This is a genomic window from Arthrobacter sp. 10T413_2, from assembly GCF_056394205.1.
On sequence record NZ_JBFTHK010000079.1, the window covers coordinates 1 to 19180 of the forward strand.

A 19180-nucleotide genomic window follows, 5' to 3' on the forward strand; every position below is an offset into this window, starting at 1 on the left:
GTCCAATACCAACGTGGCCACCATGGCAGCCGACGACTTCCGCTCGAACGAGAAGTCCGTGGTGATCGATGCGGACACCAACATCAAGATCCAGCTCGTCAAGGAAGACGGCACGGTCAAGGTCCTCAAGCGCGCCTTCCCGGTCCTGGCCGGCGAGGTCATCGACGGCACCGTGATGCGCGCTGCCGCCCTGGATGCGTTCCTCATTGACCAGGTTGCCCGGGCCAAGAAGGAAGGCGTCCTCTTCTCCGCCCACCTGAAGGCCACCATGATGAAGGTTTCGGACMCCGTCATCTTCGGCCACGTCGTCAAGGCCTACTTCGCCGATCTCTTCGCCACCTACGGCGAGCAGCTTGCCGCGGCCGGCCTGAGCCCCAACAACGGCCTGGCCTCCATCCTCAACGGCCTCGAGGACCTCCCCGAGGAGATCCGCGGCGACGTTCAGGCAGCCATCGAGAAGGGCCTCAACGAGGGCCCCGAACTGGCCATGGTCGATTCCGACAAGGGCATCACCAACCTGCACGTGCCCTCCGACGTGATCGTCGACGCCTCGATGCCGGCCATGATCCGCAGCTCGGGCCACATGTGGGGCCGCGACGGCCAGGAAGCCGACACGCTCGCCGTCCTCCCGGACAGCAGCTACGCCGGCATCTACCAGGTCGTCATCGACGACTGCCGCGCCCACGGCGCCTTCGACCCCACCACCATGGGGACCGTTCCGAACGTCGGCCTCATGGCCCAGGCCGCKGAGGAATACGGCAKCCACGACAAGACGTTCGAGATCCAGTCCGCCGGCACCGTCCAGATTGTCGACGACGCCGGCACCGTGCTGGTCGAGCACCAGGTCGMCCCGGGTGACATCTGGCGCGCCTGCCAGACCAAGGACGTGCCGATCCGCGACTGGGTCAAGCTGGCCGTCACCCGTGCCCGCGCCTCCGCCACACCCGCCGTCTTCTGGCTGGACAAGGKCCGCGCGCACGACGCCCAGATGATCGCCAAGGTCGAGGAATACCTGAAGGACCACGACACCGAGGGCCTGGAGATCTCCATCATGTCCCCGGACGAGGCCACGGCCTTCACGGTGGAACGCCTCCGCAAGGGCGAGGACACCATCTCGGTCACCGGCAACGTGCTCCGTGACTACCTCACGGACCTCTTCCCCATCCTCGAACTCGGCACCAGCGCCAAGATGCTTTCGGTGSTTCCGCTGATCAACGGCGGCGGCCTGTTCGAGACCGGCGCCGGCGGATCCGCCCCGAAGCACGTCCAGCAACTGCTCAAGGAAAACCACCTGCGCTGGGACAGCCTGGGMGAATTCCTCGCCCTGGCCGTCAGCTTCGAGCACCTTGCCACCAGCACCGGCAACGCCCGTGCCCAGGTTCTGGCCGACACCCTGGACCGCGCCACCGGCACGTTCCTGCTGGAGGACAAGTCCCCGAAGCGCAAGGCCGGCGAGCTGGACAACCGCGGCAGCCACTTCTACCTGGCCAAGTTCTGGGCCCAGGAGCTGGCACGCCAGAACGACGACGCCGAGCTGGCCGCCGCCTTCGCTGCCGTTTCAGGCGCGCTGGACTCCAACGAGGAAACCATCACCGGCGAGCTTCTGGCCGTGCAGGGCTCTCCGGTGGACATCGGAGGCTACTACCGCCCCGATGAGGCCAAGGTCTCCGCCGTCATGCGCCCGTCGGCGAAGTTCAGCGAAGTCCTCGGGATGCTGACCAAGTAGCCTCCGTCGCAGCATTGCGACAGCGCTCAGGCCGCGATCGCGAAGAACGCCCCGCCTCCCGGAAGGGACGCGGGGCGTTCTGCTGCCCGTCCGGAACGACTAACCACGCACCGGATCAGCGCGAACGCCKGGTCAGCGCTGCTGGTCCTGGCGGAACGGCGGCTCKGGAGCAATGTCGGGATCGGCGTCCACATGCTGGAAGGCAGGCTCGGCGAAGCCCACTTCTTCCTGGAGCGGAACGGCGGTGGCGGCGCCCGCCGCGACTCCGTCCACGCGTCCGCGCCATCCGCCCGTCTCGGCACCCCGATCTTCGATAAACTGCTTGAATCTCTTCAGGTCGGCGGCAACCTGACGGGAGTCGAGGCCGATGGCCGCGCCGATCTTTTCCGCAGCCGAGTCCGGCTCCCAGGTCAGCTCGACGTTTACGTTCGTTCCGGAGTCGCCGAGTTCCTCGAACCAGACCGTGCYGGCGTTCCGTGGTTCATCGAGGCTTTCCCACGACACTCGCTGGTCCGGCTCCTGCGTGGTGATCCGCGCATCGTATTCGCGCCGGACCCCGCCGATGCTGGTCTTGAAATGGACAGTGGTGTCATCCAGCTGACTGACGGATTCCACACCGCTCATGAAGAGTGGAAATTCCTCGAATTGCGTCCACTGGTTGTAGGCCTGGCTCAGCGGAACATTGACTTCGATGGATTCCTGAACAGTTGCCATGCAGGCGTCACTCCTTCGATTGGCGGACGGCAGTCCGCGATTCTTGTCGTTGACCGGCACTAAGCCGTTCCTCCACGCTAGCGGGCTTTCATCGAAATAGTAAGCAGACTGACGATGGCGGTCGGGGATCAGCCCTTCCCCTTTTCCTTTCCCTTGCCCTTGCCGCTGTTCGCCGGGGCGGGGGCCGGAACGACGACGGTGGGGGCTGCGGGTGCCTGGGCGGCGGCGGCCGCGGCAGCAGCCTGTGCCGCAGCCGCTTGTGCCGCGRCCGCTTGTTCCGCCGCCGCTTTGTCCGCCGCAGCGCGTTCGGCGGCCGCCTGCTGCGCGGCGAGATCAGCCCKGACGGCGTCGATCGCTGACTTGATGCTCTGGTGCCGTTTGAAGGAAACCTTGCCGCTGGAGGCGGCAGCGTCCAGCCGGGTCAGGAGCCCGTCAAGGAGCTTCAGGGAGCCGGCGGGGTCGTCGGCGGCAGCAGCCTGGCTGACCGAAAGGACCTCGGATTGCAGCTGCTTGGCGGCGTCCCGGTCTAGCTCGGGTGCGGGGGAGCCGCAGCCGGCCAGCGCTCCGGCCAGCAGCACTCCCGCCAGGAGTCCCGCCGGCGTCCGGTAGCTGGAACCCCTGCGGTCCCGGCRGGAGGTTAGACGATTGCTCATGGTTCCACGCTCTTCTGCAGGTCCTTCAGGTGGTCGCCGAGTGGCCCTGTGACGGCGGGGTAGGGGACGACGTCGGGAGCGTCAGGAGTGGAGACCGTGACCGCGACCGCAGCCCCCACAGCCAGGACAGCGACGACGGCGAGCACCAGGGCCACGCGGGTACKGAGCCCGGCACGGCGGAACCACGCTGTTCCGGCAGAAAAGCGGGAAGGCCGGGAAACTGAGGGGCGGCGGCGCGGCCGCCGCGGGAGAGCATCCGGATCCGGTAGGTTCAGCGGGCGTGTTGCCGAGGGTGCTGCGAGTCCGTGCCGTGGCCGCCGGCGGGGCCTAGACGGCGGTGTCGGCAGCACACGGGTGGGAACCCCTTTGACGGGCCCGGGCAGGGACCCCGGGGAAACCAGGGCATAGCGCAATGCCGCCTCGAGTTCGGCGGCCGAGGGACGGTCCAGGGGGTCCAGCGCGGTCATGGCCCGGATGAGCCGCGCCCACTCGGCGGGGACTTCGGCCGGAATGGCGGGGGCGCGGTGCAGGCGGGCTACGGCGGATTCGACGGCGCTGCCCGGGTACTCGACCTGGCCCTTGAGGCATTCGAGCAGGACCAGGCCGAGGGAGTAGATGTCGCTCGCCGGTCCGAGATCGGCGCCACGGGCCTGTTCCGGGCTGAGGTAGGCGGCGGTTCCCACCATGGTTCCCGTAGCCGTCAGCCGGGTCCCGTCGATGATCCGGGCGATGCCGAAGTCGGTGAGTTTGGGACGGAGCGGCTCGCCCGGCCGGACCGGCACCAGAAGGATGTTGGCGGGCTTGATATCCCGATGAACGATGCCCAGCGCGTGGACGTAGGCGAGGGCGTCGGCGATCCCGGCGCCGACGACGGCCAGCTCGTCCAGGGGCAGGGGACTATGCCGGATCCTGGTCCGCAGATCCTGGCCGTCCACGAGTTCCATGGTCAGGAAGGGCCTGGGCTCATTGGGAATCCGGGTGTCCGTCCCGGCKTCGAACAACGTCACCAGGCTTGGATGGTTCAGGGTGGCCAGCAACTCGATCTCGGCCTCCTGGCGGCGGAGTTCATCCGGATCGGCCGACTGCGGTGCGAAGAGCTTCAGCGCCACGTCCCGGCCCAAGTTCAGGTCCTTGGCGGTGTAGACCGATGCCATGCCGCCCCGGCCAATCACATCCCCCAGCTGATAGCGGCCGCCCAAGGGCTCCGCCATGATGCTGTTGGGCGAACTGTCCACGATGTCCCCGTATCTTCCCTGTGCGCCACGGCGGCGCTCCACAAGAATAATACGGGGACGGGTATCGGCTGCCGTCACCCGGGTCTGTGTCGGATGCGCCGCGGCCGGCAACGGACCTCTTTTGTTGACGGGTTTGTGTTGACGGGCCGCTCCCTCGCAGGTGCCCTAACCGCCGGAGCCAGTGAATGCCGTTGGGTCCCCCAGCGGACCCAACGACCTCGCTCCGGCGGTCACAGGACCTCGAGGGGAGCGGGCAGTACGTTACGGCGGGCGGGCCTTGCATCCGGCGCGCGGATGCTGGCCTGAGCGTTCCGGATGCGMGGGGGCGCGCAGCACTTCCGACGGCACGGACCTTGGGGGGGCCGACTTTGACTGTGCGGACTTTGGCGGTGCCGGGTTTTGCGGTGCAATCGGTGACGGCGCTGATGGGATCAGCCGGGTGCGACTTGGGGTGCCGGCAACCCGGCGGCGGACGGTTGAGTCCATTGGGAAATCTCCTGGGTGACTGTTAACGGGCGGCCAAGGCAGCCCGACGGGCCGTGCTCTGTGGAGACAGAGACGGCCCGACTAGTCAGGAGAAGAACCGGGATCAGCGCTAACGGCGGCGTATTCGTGCTGGAGCGGACCGGTGATGGGGTCGGCCCCTGTTGTGGGCAGGCAGAAGTACAGGCCGGGCATCCAGGCAGCCGTTCCGGCAGGCCCGTTGGAGGACTGACCGCTGCCGCACCCCGAGCCCGGAGCAGCCGGGAGCGCGTCAGGGGCAGGCAGGCCTGTGCCGCCATGCCAGGGGCTCGGACCGGGGGTGCCGGGGGAAGCCGGCGGTCCACCGGTGCCGGCAGGGGGTTCGGCTGGTGGGGCAGCGGCCGACTGGACGGGCGCCGCAGAAACGGGTTCCGACATCAGCAAACCGGCATAGGTGACCGGGGTAACCGCAGGACGGTATGTCGGGAGCGGGCCGGGGGCCGGGGGACCCACGGGGGCGGCGGGCGCTGGCTGATCCTGCGATGCTGCCTTCGCGCTGTCGGCTGGCGGGGAGGCGCCGACGACGGCGGCCGGCGTTGCGGCCGCTGTGCCGTCACCCGGAACAACGGCGCCCGGAAGCACGCCCGGAACGACGGCGGCAGAGTMACCGGGTTGCAGTGGGGCCGGATCYGCCGGAGCCGCGGGGACCACGACCGGCGGAACAGCGCCGGTGCTTGGACCGGCCGGGTCCACCAGAGGAACGGCCGGGTCCACGACGGGCGGAACCACACCGGCACCAGGAACAGGCGGATCCGCGGCCGGGACGGCGGCGTCCGMGGCAGGCGAAGTGGAAGGCGGGGCGGMGCCTGGCGCGGGTGAAGGATCAGATACCGCCGGATCGGAGGCAGGAGGTCCGGGATCAGTTGCGGGCGGTGGCGCGTCCGGAACTGGCGCGGCATTCCCAACGRCAATTCCAGCGGCTCCCTTAGCAGCCTCGTCAGCAGCGACCCGCGCGTCATCTGCGCCGTCTTTCGAGGMGACGGCAGGGGAAGCGTCCGCCGAGGCTACTACCAGCGCAGGAACGGCGCCCGCGGCCCACGTGCCCGACGGGGCCGGATCGGACTCCAGAGGCACCTGGGAGCCCTCGAGGGCGGGAACGGGGAAGTCGTCGGCATCCGCGCATTCGGCAGCTGCTACAGTCCCGTGCTCGTCACCGGCCGGCCCGTAGATCGTGCACGCGTCGTCCGCCTGGGCGGCGGTGCMTGAAAGCGTCAGCCAGGCGGCGCCGGCTAGGGCCGCCAAGACGACGCGGCGCAGGGGGCGGAGGCTGCGGCCCKCGCGGGAGGGCGACGCTGCTGGATCCATGCGCGCACCCCCGCTCCGGKAAGAGTAGACAATTGCCTACAGGGTAAGTCGGCCCCGACGGGCGAGTCCAGAGCAGCACCGAAACTGTAGGCATACCGAGACACTGGGCCCCTACCGGGTTCGCGGCCCGCGGGAGGTGGTCAGTGAGCGTCGTTCGGGTAACTCACTCCGAGTTGCGCGCGTACACCGTCGAAGAGCCGCATGGTGTTCAGGGAGTCCTCCAGCGGCATGACCGGGCTCTCCGTGAGCCCCTGCTGGATGCAGCGCGTGACCTCGCGGAGCTCGTAGGTGTAGCCGCGACCCACCGTCGTGAACTGCTCCGTGCGCGGATCGTCGAAGCCAACCCTGACCAGCAGCTCCTTCGGGTTGTTGATGGAGCCGGAGGTCTGGAGGAAGCCTTTGCTGCCGGCGACGGTGGCAGTACGGGGCCCATGCGCGAGCAATGAAGAGGTCAGCTGGGCCTGCGCGCCGTGGTGGTAGCCGAGCGTCAGAGCGTTCTGGGCGTCCACGCCGTCGTCGTTGAGCCAGCCGGTGGCGCTGACTGTTTGCGGGAACCCCAGCGTGCCGAGCGCCCAGAGCAGCGGGTAGACCGTCAGGTCCAGCAGGGCGCCGCCGCCGTCCTTGKGTGCCCAGAGCCGGGAACCCGGCGAGTACGGTGCCGGGAAGCCGAGGTCGGCGCCGACCCACTTGACCTCACCGATCTCGCCCGAGGCCGCGATCTCGAACGCCCGCTGCATGCTGGGCAGGAAACGGCTCCACACCGCTTMCATAAGGAATAATCCGTTAGCCCGGGCCACCGCGATCAGTTCGGCGGCTTCCCGCGCGTTGATGGTGAGGGMCTTCTCGCACAGCACGTGCTTGCCGGCGTTGAGGGCGGCCAGGGCGATCTCGTGGTGGTGGGCGTGCGGCGTGGCGACGTAGACGACGTCGACGGCGTCATCCGCCAGTAGGCGGTCGTAGCCGCTAACACCGTCGTGGTCGCCGTAGGCGCGGACAAAGCCGTAGTCGGCCGCAAAGGCGTCGGCCGCCGCCTGGGTGCGGGAGCTGACAGCATGCAGTTCCGCATCCGCCAGAAGTTCGAGGTCGCGGGTGAGCGCTGCGGCGATCCCGCCGGTGGCGATGATCCCCCAGCGCAGCCGGGCGCCGGTGGCGGTGCGGGGATCCTGGTCCGGCTGGCTGAACAGCCACGGCTTCGCGATGGGGGCAGACATGGTGCCATCTTCTCACCCACGTGCGGGAGGGATTGGGTTTTGGGGGCGGGACCTGCGGGAGGGATTGGGTTTTGGGGGCAAAAGCTGCGGGAGGACCGGYAGGGATCCGCCCGCAGCGCCGCCGTTAGCCGGTCACGGCCGCGGTTGCACGGGGCCGGGCCGTTTCCTCCGTGAGCCGGCCCTGCTGGAGCCGGAACCGCCGGTCGGTCTTATTGGCCAGGGACCGGTCATGGGTGACCACCAGGATGGTGGTGTTGTGGTCCCGGCTGAGCGCGCTGAGGAGTTCGATGATGTGCTCGCCGGTCTGTTCGTCGAGGTTGCCGGTGGGTTCATCGGCCAGGATCAGCTTCGGTTCGTTGGCCAGMGCCCGGGCGATCGCCACCCGCTGCTGTTCGCCGCCGGAKAGCCGGTTGATGCGCCGCACGTGCTTGTCCGGGTCGAGCTGGACCTGCTCGAGCAGTTGCCGGGCAYGCTCGAGCCGGGCGGCCTTGCGCACCCCGGCAAACTCCATCGGCAGCATCACGTTGTCCACGGCCGAGAGGTTCGGGATCAGGTTGAACTGCTGAAAGACKAATCCGATGTCCCGGCGCCGGTAGTTCGTCAGCTTGGCGTCCGGCATGCTGGCCAGGCTCACGCCATTGACCACCACGTCGCCGCTGGTCGGCTTGTCGAGCGCGCCGAGCAGGGACAGCAGGGTGCTCTTGCCGCTGCCGCTCTTGCCCACGATCGAGGCCAGCGTGCCCTGTTCGAGCTCGAAGCTGACGTCGTTGACCGGCTTGATGGTCCGGTCACCGGATTTGAACGTGCGGACCAGGTTCTTCACTTCGATCATGGCTATTCTCCTCGGAGGACTTCGATGGGGCGGATGCGTGCGGTGAGCAGGGCCGGGACCAGGGCCCCGATGATGGCGACGCCGAATACCGCGGCGATGCCCGTGGCAATGATCTCGGGGGAGGCGCTCGCCGTGACGKAGGTCAGCAGCTGGCTGGCCCCGCCGAAGGCACCGCCCCGGCCGCCGGGGAAGCCTCCGGGGCCGCCGCGCTGGCCGGTGGCCGCAGTCGTGCTGCTGCTTGAGCTGATGAGGGCGCTGGCGATGCCTCCGCTGGCGAAGGACGCGATGGCGGCGCCCACCACGCTGCCCATGGCCACCAGCACGAGGGCCTCCAGCACGAACTGCAGGCCGATGGTGCGGTTGGGTGCTCCGATGGCCTTCAGGACGCCGATCTCGCGGCGGCGCTCGCGGACCAGCATGACCATGATCAGCAGGATGATCAGGCCGGCGGTGGCGAGGGCCGCGGCGAAGGCGATGAAGGAGATGTTCTTGACGCTGCCCAGCGAGCTGACGGCGGTCTGCAGGTTCCGCTGGCCCTGGGTGACGTCCGCCTTGTCGGAGCCGAGGGCGGCCTGCAGGKCGGTCTTGGCGGCGTCGACGTTCTCCATGCTGTTGACCGTGACGATCATGGTGGACAGTTCGCCCGGCAGCGCGGCGAGGGTCTGGGCGGTGGGGAGCGTTACGTAGAGGGCGTTGTTGCCGAAGGCGGTGCCGGCGTCGAAGAGTCCCTTGACAGTGAAGGTCTGGTCCTTGATGGTGAACGTMGAGCCCACGCTCAGGCCGTTCTTCGTGGCCAGTGTGGTGCCCAGCAGGGCGCCAGTGGATGCGGCCGTGTAGTCGCCCAGGCCGGTGCCTTGCGTCAGTTGCAGGGCCTTGCCGGTGGAGTCCACCTCGGCGCCGATGCCCGTTGCGGTGACGGGCAGCGAGAACGACGGCGCGGCCTGGGTGGTGGCGGTCGTGGCGCTTCCGGAGGTACTGCTGCTTMCGGAAGCTCCGGAGGCGGCCTGATTCCGGTTCCCGAGCGTGCCGGCGTCGACTGYGGCGGTGAGGCTCGTGGTAACGGACGTGGCCGACTGGCCGCCGGGGCCGCCCTGGCCTGTCCGTCCGGACGCGGCCTCGGCGKCGTTGCGCAGGCGCAGTGCCTTGGTGCCGACCACGCTGGTGACGTTGGGGACGGCGGCCGCGGTGGCCGCCTGCGCTGCGGTCAACGGCTCGCCTCCGCCTTCGAACCCCTGGCCGCCGGCCGGGTTGACCGTCAGGACCGTGCCTACGGAGGCATTGAGCTCGGCGACCTTGCCGGTGACGGCCTGGTTGGCCACGAGCATGGCCAGGGCAAGTCCGATTGCTACGGCCAGCACGGCCACCACAGCGGCGGTCCTGACCTTGTTTCGAAAGGCGTTGCCTACACTCCGGGCAAGAACGCTCACGGTACTCCTAATTTTTCTTGGGTGTCTCTTGCCGGACCCACTGTCCGGCGGCTGGTCCCACAGTGGTACGGGCTGCTGTGCGAACCTCCCGGTGAAGCTATGGATCCGCTGTGAAGCGCTTTGCCGGAGGCAAAAAAGGAGGAGGCAAAAAAGKAGGAGGCAAAAGGGAGGAGGCAAAAGGGAGGAGGCAAAAGGAAGCAAGCAGAAGGAAGCAAGCAGAAGGCGACAGTCAACGCAAGAGCCCCGGCCCTCCCTTGCGGGGGAGCCGGGGCTCTCGTGTCTGGCTGGCGCCGGCGGAACCTGCGCCTGAGTCAGGAAATGCTGGTCAGGAACTACTGCTTGGTGATCGGTCCAAGTACCGGATCGTTGACATAGGCCGTGTGGACGTTCTCGGCGGTCACGATGACCGGCTTCAGCAGGTACGCGGGAACAACCTTGACGCCGTTGTTGTAGGACTTGTCGTCGTTGATCTCCGGCTTCTTGCCTGCCTGGATGTCGTTGACCATGGTGATCGAGTGCTCAACGAGCGCGTTGGTGTCCTTGTTGATGGTGGAGTACTGCTCGCCCGCCATGATGGACTTGACTGACTCAACCTCGGAGTCCTGGCCCGTGACAACCGGGATCGGCTTGCCGGCGGCCTTGACGGAGGTGATGATCGCGCGGGCCAGGGTGTCGTTCGGGGACAGCACGCCGTCAAGCGCGGCGCTGCCGTACGTTCCGGCGAGCAGGGTGTCCATGCGCTTCTGGGCGTTCTCTGCCTTCCAGCCCTGGGTAACGGCCTGCTCGAAGCTCGTCTGGCCGGAGAGGACCTTCAGGGTGCCGTCGTCCATCTTCGGCTTGAGGACGCTCATGGCGCCGTCGAAGAAGACCTTCGCGTTGGCGTCGTCGGGGGAACCGGCGAAGAGCTCGATGTTGTACGGGCCTGTMGGCTTCTTGGCCTTCATGCCGTCCAGCAGCGCCTGGCCCTGGAGTTCGCCGACCTTGAAGTTGTCGTAGGCCACGTAGTAGTCCACGTTTTCGGTGTTCAGGAGCAGCCGGTCATACGCGATGATCGTGGCGCCKGCGTCCTTGGCCTGCTTGAGCTGGGTGCCCAACTGCGCACCGTCGATGGCACCGACGATGATGAGCTTGTCGCCCTTGGTGATCATGGCACTGATCTGGTTCTGCTGATCCGAAACGCCGCCGTTGGCGAACTGCACATCCGGCTTGTAGCCGGCCTTGGTGAGGCCGTCGTTGAACAGCTGCTCAGCCAGGACCCAGTTTTCCGAGGTCTTCTGGGGCAGCGCGACACCGATAGAAGAGCCCTTCGGGAAGGCCTCGCCCCCGGAGGAAGAACCGCTGGTGGTTCCGGTGTCGGAACGGCCGCAGGCTGTCAGCGCCGCCGCAATAGCAGCGATTGCTGCTGCCTTTCCTGCTTTACCAATCATTCGCATTGCTTGGTTCTCTTTCTTTTGGTGGTGTGCGGAGAATTGTGGGATTCGGGGTAGCGGATCATATCCCCCGGGAGATGACCTCTTTGGTTTGGGTGGTCTCGTCGGCCTTGATCTCGCTGCTGCGGCCGAAGTTCTTCATCAGCATGCCGATGATCGACCTCTTGCCCTGCGACTTGTTGTAGACGTCGAACGCGACGGCGATCAGCAGGACCAGGCCCTTGATGATCTKGGTGAGGTCGGCGCCGACGCCCAGGAGCTGCAGGCCGTTGTTCAGCACGGCCATGACCAGGCCACCGATGATCGAGCCGATCACGGTACCCACGCCACCGGTGACCGCGGCGCCGCCGATGAAGACTGCCGCGATGGCGTCCAATTCCCAGCCGACGCCGTCGAACGGACCCGAAGCGGTGGAGCGACCGACGAAGATCATGCCGGCGAGTCCGGCCAGCAAGGACATGTTCATCATGACCAGGAAGTTGACCTTCTTGGACTGGACGCCAGAGAGCTCGGCGGCGKGTCGGTTCCYGCCGACGGCGTAGATGTGGCGGCCAATCACGGTCTTGGAGGAGATGAAGCCGTAGATGAGAATCAGGACGGCGAGTATCAGGCCCGGGATCGGGAAGGAGGTGCCCGGCCGGCCGGTGGCGAAGAGGTAGGTGGCGTAGAGGATGGCGCCGCAGACCAGGACCAGCTTGAGAACGCTGACCCAGGCTTCGGGGACGTCGGCGCCGAGTGCCTTGGCGTTGCGGCGGGAGCGGATCTCGCTGAAGATCACGAAGGCGACGCCGAGCAGGCCCAGGATCAGGGTGAGGTTGTTATAGCCGGTTTTCGGGCCGATCTCGGGCAGGTAGCCGGAGCCGAGGTACTGGAAATCCGTGGGGACCGGGATGGTGTTCGACTTGCCGACCAACTGGTTGGCGCCGCGGAAGATCAGCATGCCGGCCAGCGTCACGATGAACGCTGGAATGCCGACGTAGGCCACCCAGAATCCCTGCCAGGCTCCGATCAGGATGCCCAGCCCCAGCCCCATCAGGACGCCGATGTACCAAGGCAGTCCCCAGTCACGGATGAAGAGGGCCACGCAGACGCCCACGAARGCGGCGACGGAACCGACCGAGAGGTCGATGTGCCCGGCGATGATGACCAGAACCATGCCGATGGCGAGGATCAGGATGTAGGAGTTGCCGTTGAAGAGGTTGATGACGTTGCCCGACGTGAGCGTGCGGCCCTCCGTGAAAATCTCGAAGAACACGATCAGCGCAACCAGGGCGAAGATCATGCCGAATTGGCGGGTGTTGCCGCCAAAGAGCTTCTTGAGCGCGTTCATTGTTTCAGTCCTTGTGTCCGGGGTGTTCGGCTAGTTCTGGATGGTCCCAGAGGGTGAGGCGGTCTTGCGGGCGGACGTCATGAGTTTCATGAGGCTTTCCTGGCTTGCTTCGTCCTTGTTCAGCACGCCGGTGATGGCGCCTTCGAAAATCGTGTAGATCCGGTCCGAGAGGCCCAACAGTTCGGGCAGTTCCGAGGAAATGACGATCACGGCCTTGCCTTGGTTGGCCAGGTTCTGGATKATGCCGTAGATCTCGTACTTGGCGCCGACGTCGATCCCGCGGGTGGGCTCGTCCAGGATCAGCACGTCCGGGTCGGTGAACATCCACTTGGCCAGCACGACTTTCTGCTGGTTGCCGCCGGAGAGCTTCGCGACGCCTTCCTCGACGGAGGGCGTCTTGGTCCGCAGCGACTTCCGATACTCCTCGGCAACCATGTACTCCTTGTTGGTGTCCACCACGAAGTGCTTGCTGATCTTGCGCAGGTTCGCCGAGACCGTGGTGGCCTTGATGTCGTCCAGCAGGTTCAGGCCCAGGGACTTGCGGTCCTCCGTGACGTAGCCCAGCCCGGCGTCGATCGCCTGGCGGACGTTCTTAAGCTGCAGTTCCTTGCCATCCTTATAGACGTGGCCCGAGATGAAGCGGCCGTAGGAACGCCCGAACACGGACCGGGCCAGCTCGGTGCGTCCGGCGCCCATGAGGCCGGCGAACCCGACGATCTCGCCGCGGCGGACGAAGAAGCTGGAGTTCTTGCAGACCAGGCGGTCCTGGATCTGCGGGTGCCCGACGTTCCAGTTCTTCACTTCGAAGAGGACGTCGCCGATCTTCGGCTCGTGGTCCGGGAACCGGGATTCCAGGGTCCGGCCCACCATGCCCTTGATGATGCGGTMCTCGTCGACGCCGTCGGCCTTGACGTTCAGGGTCTCGATTGACTTGCCGTCGCGGATGATTGTGATCTCATMTGCGATCTGTTCGATCTCGTTGAGCTTGTGGGAAATGATGATCGAGGTGATGCCGCGGCCCTTCAGGCCGAGCATGAGGTCCAGCAGGTGCTGGGAGTCGGACTCGTTMAGCGCAGCCGTGGGCTCGTCCAGGATCAGGAGTTTGACCGACTTGTTCAGGGCCTTGGCGATCTCGACCAGCTGCTGCTTGCCGACGCCGATCTCCTTGATGGGGGTGTCCGGGTCTTCCCGCAGCCCCACCCGGGCCAGCAGTTCGATGGACCGCTTCCGGGCCTCGGTCCAGTCGATCACGCCGCGCTTGGTCGGTTCGTTACCGAGGAAGATGTTCTCCATGATCGACAGTTCCGGGATCAGCGCGAGTTCCTGGTGGATGATCACGATTCYGGCGTGCTCGCTGGCGCGKATGTCCTTGAACTCCTGGACTTCGTTCTGGTAAACGATGTCCMCGGTGTAGGTGCCGTACGGGTAAACCCCGGACAGTACCTTMATCAGGGTGGACTTGCCGGCGCCGTTTTCACCGCAGATGGCGTGGATCTCGCCGGCCTTCACCCGCAGGCTCACATCGGCCAAAGCTTTAACGCCGGGGAATTCCTTGGTGATGGAACGCATCTCGAGGATTAGCGGATCACTGTGCGTGTTGAGGGACGTCATCTGCCCTTACGCCTCCAATGCATGACTTCGTTGTCCGCCCCTGCAAACCGCAGGGCCGTCTGATGGAAAAGTAAACTRGATCACAGGCCTTGTCGTCAAGTCTTTAACGCAACGGCCCGATAACGAATGGTTAGTTCCGCCGGATTCCGGCGTGCTGGAAGACCAAGGCCGTGGCCCCGAGGGCCTCCGCCCGGTCGCCCAGGGATGACATCGTGAGGGTGGTGGTCTCCCCGATGACCGGCACCGCGTGGCGRATCAGGCCGCGCCGGATCGGGTCCAGGAGGAGCTCGCCGAGGCCTGCCAGCGGACCGCMCACCACAATGACTTCCGGGTTTATCAGGTTCGCCACGTTGCCCAGGGCGCGTCCGACGGCGAGACCGGCGTCGTCCACCACGCGGAGGGTCGCGGAGTCCCGTTCCAGGGCTTTCCGGACGATGTCCCCKGGCGTGAGGGGCCGGTCCTCGCCGCGGCTCAGGAGTTCGATCATGGTGGTGGTGGAGGCGATGGTTTCCAGACAGCCCCGGTTCCCGCAACGGCAGATCAGCCCGTGTTCGTGGATGGTGGCGTGGCCGATTTCGCCGGTGATCCCCACGTTGCCGTAGTACGGGGCGCCGTTGAGGATCAGACMCGCGCCGATGCCCGAACCGATCTTGAGGAACATCAGGTTGCTGACGCCGCTGTGCGGCCCCCAGGTGACCTCGGACAGGGCGCCCAGATTGGCGTCGTTGTCGACGAAAACGGGCAGGTCAAGGGCTTCTTCGAGGCGTTTGAGGATGTTGATGCCCACCCATTCGGGCAGAATCGCTCCCTGCGCCACGGTGCCGGTGCGCCGGTCGATGGGGCCGGGAATTCCGACGCCGGCACCCACCAGGGCGCTGCGTTCCACCCCGCTGTTGGCGAGCAGCCGGTCCAATACGCCGACGGCGGCCTGGATGCCCTCCTCCGCGTGGTGGCCCAGGGGAAGCAGGACCGATTCCTCTGCGATCACGTGATAGCTGAGCGAGGCCAGAACCACGCGCAGGTGGCGCYGGCCAAAGTCGATCCCGACGGCGACGGCACCGTTGCTGTTGAGCCGTACGTTCAATGCCCGTCGCCCGGAGCTGGTGATCGGCTCGGTCGAGGCCAGTCCGGCGTCCTGCATGATCTTGACGATGTTGGAAACAGTCGCAGTGGAAAGGCCGGTCTGGCGGGMCAGTTMCGCCTGGGTGGAAGGACCAGCGAGGAGGCATTCGATGATCCGCTGCTGGTTCAGATGCCGGAGCGCGGACTGCGATCCCGGGTTCTTAGTTCGGCTCCTCGTTGAGCGCGTTGGTGAGGGCATGCTATGAAGCGTGACGCATCCGCGGCTTGTAGTCAAGAAGTTAACGCATTGATAACGGTGCCGCAGGATTCCGGCGGCGTGGGCGGCCCTTAGCGCTTGCACGCTCCGCTGCCGGGACGTTCTGCCCTGCTTGCYGGACAGCCGGGCGGAAATGCACCAATGCAGGCCGTATGGGCCGAAGCTACGCTGGAACCAGAGAGTCCGCAGCGGTCCTGCGGAGGTGCCCGGAAAATCTTGAGGTGGTAATGGTGCTGCTGGCCCTGATGCAGGCGAACTCCGCCGTGCTGGACATGACGGCGAACTGCGCCGCGGTGGATGACGCGGCGCGCACGGCGKCGGCCGCGGGGGCGCAGCTGCTGCTGACCCCCGAGCTCTTCCCCGTGGGCTACGCGCCGGGCCGGCTGCGCGCGGACTTCGACCCTGCCACGCTGCCTGCGCTCCGGGAGGCCCTGGCGGGGATCGCCCGGCGCCATAACATCGCCCTGGTCTACAGCCTGCCCGCCGTGACGCCGGCAGGAGAATGGCATATCTCAGCGACTCTTGTGGACGAGTCAGGAGACGAACTGCTCAGCTACGGMAAAGTTCACCTGTTCGGCCCCGATGAGCGGGYGGCGTTCGTACCGGCGGCAGCGGCCCCCGGCGTCGTGGAGTTCCACGGGCTCAAAACGTCGCTGGTTATTTGCTACGACATCKAGTTTCCCGAGTCCGCACGGGCCGCCGCCGTGCGCGGTGCCGAACTGCTCCTGGTGCCGACGGCCCTCGCCGGCGGGTTCGACGCCGTGCCGAAGGTGCTAGTCCGGGCCCGGGCCCTGGAGAACCAGCTCACGGTCGCCTATGCCAACCACACCGGCGTGGAGGACAGCTATAACTTCCACGGCGGCAGCATCGTGGCGGGCCCGGACGGAGCCGTCCTGGCCGAGGCCGGCCCCGGGGCGGAACTGCTGTTTGCCGAGCTCGGTGAGGCGGTGAATGCCGCCTGGGTCCCCGCCGAAGGCGCAGACAGGGCGGACGATCCGGAGGCCGCCGTGGCGTATCTGCGCGACCGMCGGCCCGACATCTACCGTTCCTGGGACGTCTGACTGGCGGTCGTCCGGCCACGGGTCTGGGCGGCGGGGGAGTCAGCAGCCGGCGCAACGACGTCGGACATGGCCGGGACCGCTGAGCCGGCCGCGGCGCCKGGCAGCTCCAGGCCGCCCAGGTACTGGAGCGMGATCCACAGCTCCGCGCGGGCCTGGGCCTGATTGAGGTCAAGTCCCAGCAGATCGGTGATGATGCCGATCTGCCGGCGGACGCTGTTGCGGTGCAGGCCCGTGGCCTTTGCCGTGGCGTCCCAGCTGCCGTTCTCGCCCAGCCAGGCCCGCAGGATGCCGAGCAGGCTGTCGCGGCGTTCCGGCTCAAGCGCGAGCACGGGTGCCAACAGGCGCCGCGCCAGCAGGGCACCGGCCTCGGCGCCCAGCAGGCCCGTCACGGACCACGTGACGTCGTCCTCCCGGGCGCTCCGGCGGCTMGTGAGCACGCGGTTCCGCAGCGACGAGGCTCGCTGGTAGGCCTCCGCCAGGCCGGCGAATTCGGTGCTGCTGCCGATCACCAGGCGCCACCCGAGCCGTTCCACCTCGGCGAGCAGGGCGTCGTCGACCTTCAGGCGCGTTATGGCGGCAAAGCCGTAGTCGGTGAGCTCCACCAGTTTGGTGTCGAACAGCCTCCGCCACTCGAGCAGCTCACGGACCGGGCCCTCGCCCGTGCGGCGCGGCGCGTCCGCAGTCCTGCCGGTGCCGGCGGCGGTGTCCGGCCGGAGGCCCTGAATGACGCGCAGCTGACCGGACCGGGTGGAGGAAATGCTTTGTGCCAGCAGGTCCTTCAACCCGGTKACSTGCCGTGCCGTTCCTGACGCCATGCTTTCCGGATGCAGGAGCAGCGCCGTGGCCAGCTGGCTGGGGGCCAGGGAACCGCTGGTGCGCTGGCKGACCAGCAGTTCCAGCAGCCCGACGGCGGTGGAGACAACACTGTTCTGCGCCGGGGTCAGCGCGGCGTCCGTGCCGATGACGAGAGCGCCGAGGTTGGCGTCCCGGGTGCTGCGCAGCGGATGCCCGAAGACCAGCGACGAGCCGGCGGCGTCGAACGAATCCATCTCCACCCGGGGACCGCTGCCGGCGAGCAGCCGGGTCAGCAGCGGCTGCAGGGCGGCTGAATCAACGCCCGGGGCGGCCGAGCCGCGGGCACGCACCCGGCCGTCGGTGCCGACCAGCACGGCCCAGACCKGGACACGCTGCACGAGGGMGGCGAGGAGTTCATGTTCGGGGCGCGCAGACAGGACCGCCCGCATCAACTGCCGGTTGGTGTCTRCCAGTTGGCGGAAGGTCTTGGCGTTGTCCGATTCGAGGAGCCGGGAGAACTCGAGCCCCAGGGCGGMGAACGGGAGGTTCCCCGGGATGGACACCAGCGTCAGCTCCTGCCGCCGGCAGGCMTGGACCACGGTATCCGGCACGGCATCGAAGTAGGGTTCCAGGCCAAAGCCGAGGGCGCCGACCCGGGCCTCAACCAGCCGCCGCACATAGGCATCCACCGCATCCTGGCTGCCGCCGTCGCCTACGAACGGCAGGCCGGCGGTGAGCAGGAACTCGCCGTCGAGCAGGTAGGGGGTCGGGTCCTCCAGCTCGCTCGGCTCAACCCAGCGCAGCCGCCCGTCTCCGTTGCCGCCGTCGTGCAGGACCTTCAGCGCCGGAAGCTGGCGCAGGAACTGCGCCAGGGTGACGAAGCCGAGCCGCTCCGAGTCCTCAGCAGCCACGGCCGCGGCTCCCGTTCTGGCCGCCCGGACGCCGGGCCCACGACCGGGTCGACAGTGCATTAAGTCTCATGACTGAAGACTATAAGTCATTTTGCACCTCTGTGAGAGGTGGCTCACAAGCCTAGGGTGGGTCAGGGGAAACCGACCACTACTGAARATAAGGACGTCAACGATGACTGTGCCAACTCTGATCGGGGAACGCCCGCCGGCTGCCGCCGGCCGTCCCGGGCTCGCCGCCCAGCTCCTGCGCCGCAAGCCGATCGGGCAGCTGGTCAGCGAGGCCGAGACCGGGCACGGCGGCACGCGGCTGGTCCGCAGTTTCGGGGTACTGCAGCTGACCATGATCAGCGTCGGCGCCACGCTCGGCACCGGCATCCTGGTCATCCTGGGCGAATCCGTGCCGCTCGCCGGACCGGCCATCTGGATCTCCTTCGCCATCGCCGGATTCGCCGCGCTGCTCTCCGCCGTGTCCTACGCGGAGATGGCCGGCCTGGTGCCTGCCGCCGGGTCCAGCTACTCGTACACCTACGCGACCATGGGCGAGGGCATGGCCTGGATCTGCGGCTGGTGCCTGGTTCTGGAGTACGCCGTCTCCGTGGCCGCCGTCGCGGTCGGTGCGGGCCAGTACGTCAATGAGGCCCTGGCGGTCTTCGGCCTGACGCTTCCGGACGCCATGTCGCAGCCGCCGGGAGCGGGCGGGGTGCTGAATGTGCCCGCAATCATCATTGTGGTGCTGGCCATGGTGCTGCTGATCCGCGGTGCCAAGGAAAGCGCCTGGATCAACACCGCGATTGTCCTGATCAAGGTCGGCATCCTGCTGTTCTTCTGCGCCGTGGCCTTCACCGCGTTCAACGGCGGACACTTTGAACCCCTCATGCCGATGGGCGCCGCCGGGGTCTCGGCCGCGGCMTCACGGGTCTTCTTCTCCTACATCGGCTTCGACGCCGCCTCCACGGCCGGCGAGGAAGCCCGCAACCCCAAGCGCGACCTCCCGCGGGCCATCCTGCTCTCCATGCTGATCGTCACCAGCATCTACGTGCTCGTCTCCGTCGCCGCCATCGGCGCCCGACCCTGGGGC

14 protein-coding genes are annotated in these 19180 nt (G+C 67.3%); 3 read left to right on the forward strand and 11 right to left on the reverse strand.

The window, feature by feature from the left end; translation table 11 throughout:
• A partial coding sequence (locus AC1DBQ_RS13435) for an NADP-dependent isocitrate dehydrogenase (protein ID WP_476928977.1) occupies window positions 1-1726 on the forward strand: 1726 nt, incomplete at its 5' end.
• A gap of 132 nt (window positions 1727-1858) precedes the next feature.
• On the opposite strand, the gene AC1DBQ_RS13440 is transcribed toward AC1DBQ_RS13435, so the two are convergent.
• The 10 genes from AC1DBQ_RS13440 to AC1DBQ_RS13485 form a co-directional block, all read right to left on the reverse strand.
• Window positions 1859-2440, reverse strand: coding sequence for an SRPBCC family protein (locus tag AC1DBQ_RS13440; RefSeq protein WP_476928978.1), 582 nt, complete (start codon window positions 2438-2440; stop codon window positions 1859-1861).
• Between the two features lie 128 nt (window positions 2441-2568).
• Window positions 2569-3093: a mucin-associated surface protein gene (locus AC1DBQ_RS13445; RefSeq protein ID WP_476928979.1), complete on the reverse strand. Its 525-nt coding sequence runs from the start codon at window positions 3091-3093 to the stop codon at window positions 2569-2571.
• Entirely contained in the window at window positions 3090-4331 is a 1242-nt protein-coding gene (locus AC1DBQ_RS13450) for a serine/threonine-protein kinase (protein ID WP_476928990.1), read from the reverse strand. Before AC1DBQ_RS13450 ends, AC1DBQ_RS13445 begins: the two co-directional genes overlap by 4 nt.
• A 1964-nt stretch (window positions 4332-6295) precedes the next feature.
• The gene (locus AC1DBQ_RS13455; protein WP_476928980.1) at window positions 6296-7366 is read right to left on the reverse strand and encodes a Gfo/Idh/MocA family protein; all 1071 of its coding nucleotides are present in this window, start codon (window positions 7364-7366) and stop codon (window positions 6296-6298) included.
• A gap of 124 nt (window positions 7367-7490) precedes the next feature.
• Entirely contained in the window at window positions 7491-8198 is a 708-nt protein-coding gene (locus AC1DBQ_RS13460) for an ABC transporter ATP-binding protein (RefSeq protein WP_476928981.1), read from the reverse strand.
• Between the two features lie 2 nt (window positions 8199-8200).
• Complete coding sequence (locus tag AC1DBQ_RS13465) at window positions 8201-9625, reverse strand: ABC transporter permease (RefSeq protein WP_476928982.1); 1425 nt, start codon at window positions 9623-9625, stop codon at window positions 8201-8203.
• Window positions 9626-9957: 332 nt separating this feature from the next.
• Window positions 9958-11058 (reverse strand): substrate-binding domain-containing protein, encoded by a 1101-nt coding sequence (locus tag AC1DBQ_RS13470; RefSeq protein WP_476928983.1) that lies wholly within the window; start codon window positions 11056-11058, stop codon window positions 9958-9960.
• Between the two features lie 58 nt (window positions 11059-11116).
• A complete protein-coding gene (gene mmsB, locus AC1DBQ_RS13475) occupies window positions 11117-12385 on the reverse strand; it encodes a multiple monosaccharide ABC transporter permease (RefSeq protein WP_476928984.1) in 1269 nt (422 codons plus the stop codon).
• A gap of 30 nt (window positions 12386-12415) precedes the next feature.
• Window positions 12416-13996, reverse strand: coding sequence for a multiple monosaccharide ABC transporter ATP-binding protein (gene mmsA / locus AC1DBQ_RS13480; protein ID WP_476928985.1), 1581 nt, complete (start codon window positions 13994-13996; stop codon window positions 12416-12418).
• Between the two features lie 130 nt (window positions 13997-14126).
• Window positions 14127-15317 carry an ROK family transcriptional regulator gene (locus AC1DBQ_RS13485; protein WP_476928986.1) on the reverse strand — a complete coding sequence of 397 codons (1191 nt, stop codon included), beginning with the start codon at window positions 15315-15317 and terminating at the stop codon, window positions 14127-14129.
• A 245-nt stretch (window positions 15318-15562) separates the two neighbouring features.
• Here AC1DBQ_RS13485 and AC1DBQ_RS13490 point away from each other — a divergent pair, with 245 nt between their 5' ends.
• The gene (locus tag AC1DBQ_RS13490) at window positions 15563-16396 is read left to right on the forward strand and encodes a nitrilase-related carbon-nitrogen hydrolase (protein WP_476928987.1); all 834 of its coding nucleotides are present in this window, start codon (window positions 15563-15565) and stop codon (window positions 16394-16396) included.
• On the opposite strand, the gene AC1DBQ_RS13495 is transcribed toward AC1DBQ_RS13490, so the two are convergent.
• The gene (locus tag AC1DBQ_RS13495; protein ID WP_476928988.1) at window positions 16375-18162 is read right to left on the reverse strand and encodes a PucR family transcriptional regulator; all 1788 of its coding nucleotides are present in this window, start codon (window positions 18160-18162) and stop codon (window positions 16375-16377) included. The genes AC1DBQ_RS13490 and AC1DBQ_RS13495 overlap by 22 nt on opposite strands.
• A gap of 112 nt (window positions 18163-18274) precedes the next feature.
• Between AC1DBQ_RS13495 and AC1DBQ_RS13500 the strand changes: the two genes are divergently transcribed.
• On the forward strand, window positions 18275-19180 hold a 906-nt coding region (locus AC1DBQ_RS13500; RefSeq protein WP_476928989.1), incomplete at its 3' end, for an amino acid permease.